At 60.9% G+C, this 4,718-nt stretch carries 3 protein-coding genes; all 3 read left to right on the forward strand.

The window, feature by feature from the left end:
- Positions 1-154: 154 nt before the first annotated feature.
- Complete coding sequence (locus IIY41_RS10170; protein WP_287400604.1) at positions 155-1,879, forward strand: hypothetical protein; 1,725 nt, start codon at positions 155-157, stop codon at positions 1,877-1,879.
- Between the two features lie 1,002 nt (positions 1,880-2,881).
- Entirely contained in the window at positions 2,882-3,070 is a 189-nt protein-coding gene (locus tag IIY41_RS10175; RefSeq protein WP_009324250.1) for a hypothetical protein, read from the forward strand.
- A gap of 49 nt (positions 3,071-3,119) precedes the next feature.
- Positions 3,120-4,718: hypothetical protein (locus IIY41_RS10180; protein ID WP_287400606.1), on the forward strand; the 1,599-nt coding region annotated here is incomplete at its 3' end.

Here is a 4,718-nt window from a genome sequence, read left to right on the forward strand (position 1 = left end):
CCGGGGCAGCCCGCGGCGGCTTTGCACAGCAGACCGCGGCCGGGCACGCGGCTGCGCCCGCGCGGGCGGAGGGATGGCGCGCGGACAAATATGACGCGATTCTGGCGAACATCGACGCATACGACGGGACAGAGAAAGGACAGAAGGTGATCGAATGATGCAGGAAAAGGAATGTACGGATATCTGGCGCAGGTATCAGGCGGGCAAGGACCATCACAACCGGACGAACATGTACACACAGGCGGAAAAGTGCCACCGCTTTTACGAGGGCGACCAATGGCACGGGCTGCAGGCCGGCGACGAAGAGCTTCCCATGCTGAACTTTATCAAGCCCATCTGCCGCTACAAAATCGTGATGGTGGCGATGAACGACACCGCGATCCTGTTTTCTCCGATGGACAACGACCCGAAAAAAGCGGAGATCTGCGAAGCGCTGACGGCGTTTGCGGCGGCGCAGTGGGAAAAGGGCAAGCTGGACAGCAAGAAATGGGCCGTTGTGAAAAACGCGTGCATTACCGGCGACCATTATCTGTACTGCTTCGACGAGCGCACGCCCAGCGAGAGCGTTGTCACGGACATGACCCCGCGGCTGAAAATGCGGCTGATCGACAAAACGGCGCTGTATTTGGCCGACGAGCAGGAGCCGAACCTGGAGGAACAGGAATGGATCATCATCGCCGAGCGCGTACCGGTGGAAAACGTACGCAGGCAGGCCAAAGACAACGGGCTGCCCGAGGCGGAGATACGCCGGATCGTATCCGACGAGGCGGACGAAACGCAGCTTGGCGTGACGGGCGCGGACGAGGTGCAGACGGACAGCGGCAAATGCACGAGCCTTCTGTTCATGCGCAAGACGGACGGCGGCGTTGCGTTCTGCCGCTCCACACAGGCCGTTGTGTACCAGCCCATGCAAACCATCCGCGGCCTGGACGTTTACCCGGTGTGCGGCATGCGCTGGGAAGAAAAAATGGGCAGCGCCCGGGGCGTGGGCGTTGTGGAGCGGCTGATTCCGAACCAGATCGAGGTGAACCGCACGCTGGCGCGGCGGGCCATCTGCGTGAAGCGGTACAGCTTCCCCACGGTGGTGTACGACCAGGACAAGCTGCTGGCGCCGGAGAAGCTGGGCGTCGTGGGGGCGAGCATCGGCGTGAAAAACCTGAACGCGAACCCGGTGGGCAGCTTTGTGCAGTACCTGAGCCCCGCGCCCATCAGCGGCGACGCGGCGAATTTACAGGCCGAGCTTGTGGGCACCAGCCGGGAGCTGGAGGGCGCGGGCGAGGCCGCGACCGGACAGGTGGACCCCACGAAGGCCAGCGGCGAGGCCATCAAGGCGGCCCGCGACCAGAGCGCCATCAGCCTGAACGAGCAGAGCGCGGCCTACAAGCAGTTTGTGGAGGACCTGGCGATGATCTGGTACAAGCTGTGGGTGGCGTATTCGGTGCGGGGGCTGCGGCTGGCGGACGGCACGCTGCTGCCGCACGCGGAGCTGGAGGCGCTGGACGTCGACATAAAAATCGACATTTCGCCCATCGACCCGTACAGCGTGCTTTCCCGCGAGCTTTCGCTGGAAAACGCGCTGGCGCAGCAGCATATCACATTTGAGGAATACGTGGAGGCGCTGGACGACAATTCCGGCGTGCCGAAGGACAAGTTCCGGGCCATTCTGGACAGGCGCCGGGGGGCCGCGCCGGAGCAAAGCGAAAGCGGGGCAGGCCAAAACATCGGCCCCGGTGGGGCGGCGGGCGCGTTTTCCCCGGAGGGGGCGCTGCCTGGCATGGAGCTTGTGGGCGGTGGCGTGCCGGGCGGTTTGCCCGGCACGGGAATGCCCGTGCAGGGCGGCGCGGGGCTCTTCCCGGGGATGGGCCCGGCGATGGCGTAGGAAAGGGCGGAGGGAATGGAAGCCGCGTGTGGGAAAAGAGGAAGGCCCCCGCTTTCGCGGGGCTGATTACGGAATCTGCCGATGGCGTTACTTTCTTAGTGTTAAGAAAGTAACCAAAGAACACCGGGGGCGTTCCGTTCGGCTAAAAAATCATGATTTCAAATTCCGTATCAAATCATGATTTTTCTTCACGCCTCTCTCCGAGGCCCCCTAAGACCCCCAACGGCAAAAGAGGAACGATTTTCCGCCGCGCCCTTAACAGTAAGAATGACATGACGGGCGCTTCCCGGAAAATCTGGATTTTGATTTACCCGCATCCTTCGGATGCGAGAGAGTCACAAAAAAATACTCCGTTCCCATTCTTCCTCTTCCGCCGGCAGAGAGTGAGCAAAGGAAATTTTATTTCCAATAGAGAGAATATAGTTCGTATTCAACCGACATGTAAAGGCAGCAGGCGCAAAAAAATATGCTTTGCTGCAAAAGTCTCTCGCACCTGTAAGGTGAGGGTAAATTTGAAATCGGATTTTTCGATAGAGCCACGCGCATGTCATTCTTACTGTTAAGCGTGGCGACGAAAAATCGTTCCTCTTTTGCCGTTGGGGGTCTTAGGGGGCCTCGGAGCGAAGCGTGAAGAAAAATATAAATTTGATATGGAATTTGAAATTTATATTTTTTAGCTGAGCGGAACGCCCCCTAACATTCTTTGCCTACTTTCTTAATGCTAAGAAAGTAGGCCGTCGGAGACTCGTAATCGGCCCCGCGAAAGCGGGGGCCTTCCTCTTTTCCCACACGCGGCTTCCACTTTCACCCCGGCGGGGGCGACGACCGGCCAGCGCGGTTCCGCCGCAGGCGAAATGGAGCCGAACGGCGGCAAGCACCGGTTTTTGCGGAGCGAAAACCGAAACAAAGTTGAGGAGGTGCCGCGACCAATATGCCATGGGAGCGGCAAACACCGTTTTTCGCGGAGCGAAAACCGAGATGAAATCGAGGAGGTGAAACAAAATGCTATGTCCCTTGTGTAAAACGGAGATGCGCATTTCCGGCAGCCGAACAAAGGCCGAGGGCGACAACAGCCCGGACACCGCTACCAAAGTATACATAGAGCAGGACCTTACCTGCACGAATGCGCAATGTGCGAACCACGGTAAAATCGTGGAGCAGCGGCGGGCGTATCTGATTGGACAGGCATAATAACGGCCGCACGGCTTCGCCGGAAAGCGGCACGGAAAGGCGGGAACAAATGCAGAAAAGTGTGAAAAAAAGCAAAAGAAAAACGGGCGCGGCGGGGAAATATACGGCTCCCGGCGCTTTTGGCGGGGCGCAGCCGTCCAATCTGGTGGAGCTGATCGAGGCGCAGCGCGGCAAAGCCGCTTCGTCCGCGGGCAAAAAGCAGGCCGCAGACACGGCGTTGGCAAACAAATGGGCGGATCTGCAGCTGCAAAGCTTCGGGCAGTTCGGGGCGGACCCGGCGGCAATTGCCGGGCAGCAGGCGGGGCAAACGGCAGGCGGCTGGCTCCGCAGCAGCGCCGCAAAGCCGAAAAACACGGCGTTGGCAAACGAATGGGCGGATCTGCAGCTGCAAAGCTTCGGGCAGTTCGGGGCGGACACGCTTTCCCCCACATGGGGGCGTGTGGAGGAAACCCCGGAGATGACAGCGGCCGAACGCGAACGGGAGGCGCAGTGGTATGAACAAAACGCAAACGCCTACAATGCGCTGGGCGCGGACGGCCAAAGCACGGTACAGCGCGCAAACGATGCCGCCAACCGCTGGGATATCGCAAACAACATGTACCCGTGGATGCTGGACACAAGCGGGCTGGGCATGCCCATTGACCAGCAGCTGGCAATGGCGGACGCGTACGAGGAGCGCAGGCAGGCCACGGCCGCGCTGGAGCAGGCCGCGAACAGCCTGCCGGCGGACGTGGACGCTCGTTCGCTCTCGCGCTATGCGCAGCAGCTGGAAAACGCGCGGTACGCGCAGGAACTGGAAACCTCCGCGCGCCAGGGCGCAGGCGAAGCCCCGATACTGCACAACGCGGCAAGCGTGGCGGCAAACGCATGGAATCTGCCAGCTGCGCTGGACTATGCGAAGCAGTGGGCGCGAAATACATTTACCGGCGATTACGCGCCCATCGACGTGAATACGCCCGCGCAAACGATGAATATTTACCGGGACGCGGTGCGGGACGAAACGGGCCGCAACATTGAAGAAGGCCTGGGCGGCGGGCTCGCCGGGAAAGCGGCGTCCTTTGCGTATCAGACGGGCATGAGCTGGGCGGACAGCCTTGCAAACATGGCGATGAGCGGCGGAAACCCATATTTGTCCGGCGTGCTGATGGGAAGCGGCACAATGACGAGTACCGTGCGCAGCGCAAAGGAGAAAGGCGCTTCCGACAGCCAAGCGATGGGCGCGGGCGTCGCCGCGGGCATTTTTGAAGGGCTGTTCGAGCAGTACAGCATTGAAAACCTTTCGTGGATGGCGAAAAGTGACCCGCGCACCTTTCTGGACGTTGTGAAGAACCTTGGCAAAAGCATTTTGGGCGAGGGAATTGAGGAGCTGTTCACCGAGCTTGCGAACGCTGCGGCGGACACGCTGATCATGGGCGACCTTTCCGACTACAACCTTGCCGTGCGGCAGTATAAGGCGCAGGGCGAGAGCGAGGAGGAGGCCCGGCGGCACGCAGGGTGGGACGTTGCAAAGCAGGCCGGGCTTGCGTTCGCGGGCGGCGGCCTGATGGGCTTTGGCAGCGCCGCGGGCGGCATGGCGTACAACGGGGCGGCGAACCGCTACGCCGCGCCGCGCGCGGTGGAAAGCGGTTCGTTTTACAACGCTTTGCAG

The organism is Ruthenibacterium sp., from assembly GCF_017421385.1.
GTDB classification, from domain to species: domain Bacteria; phylum Bacillota; class Clostridia; order Oscillospirales; family Ruminococcaceae; genus Ruthenibacterium; species Ruthenibacterium lactatiformans.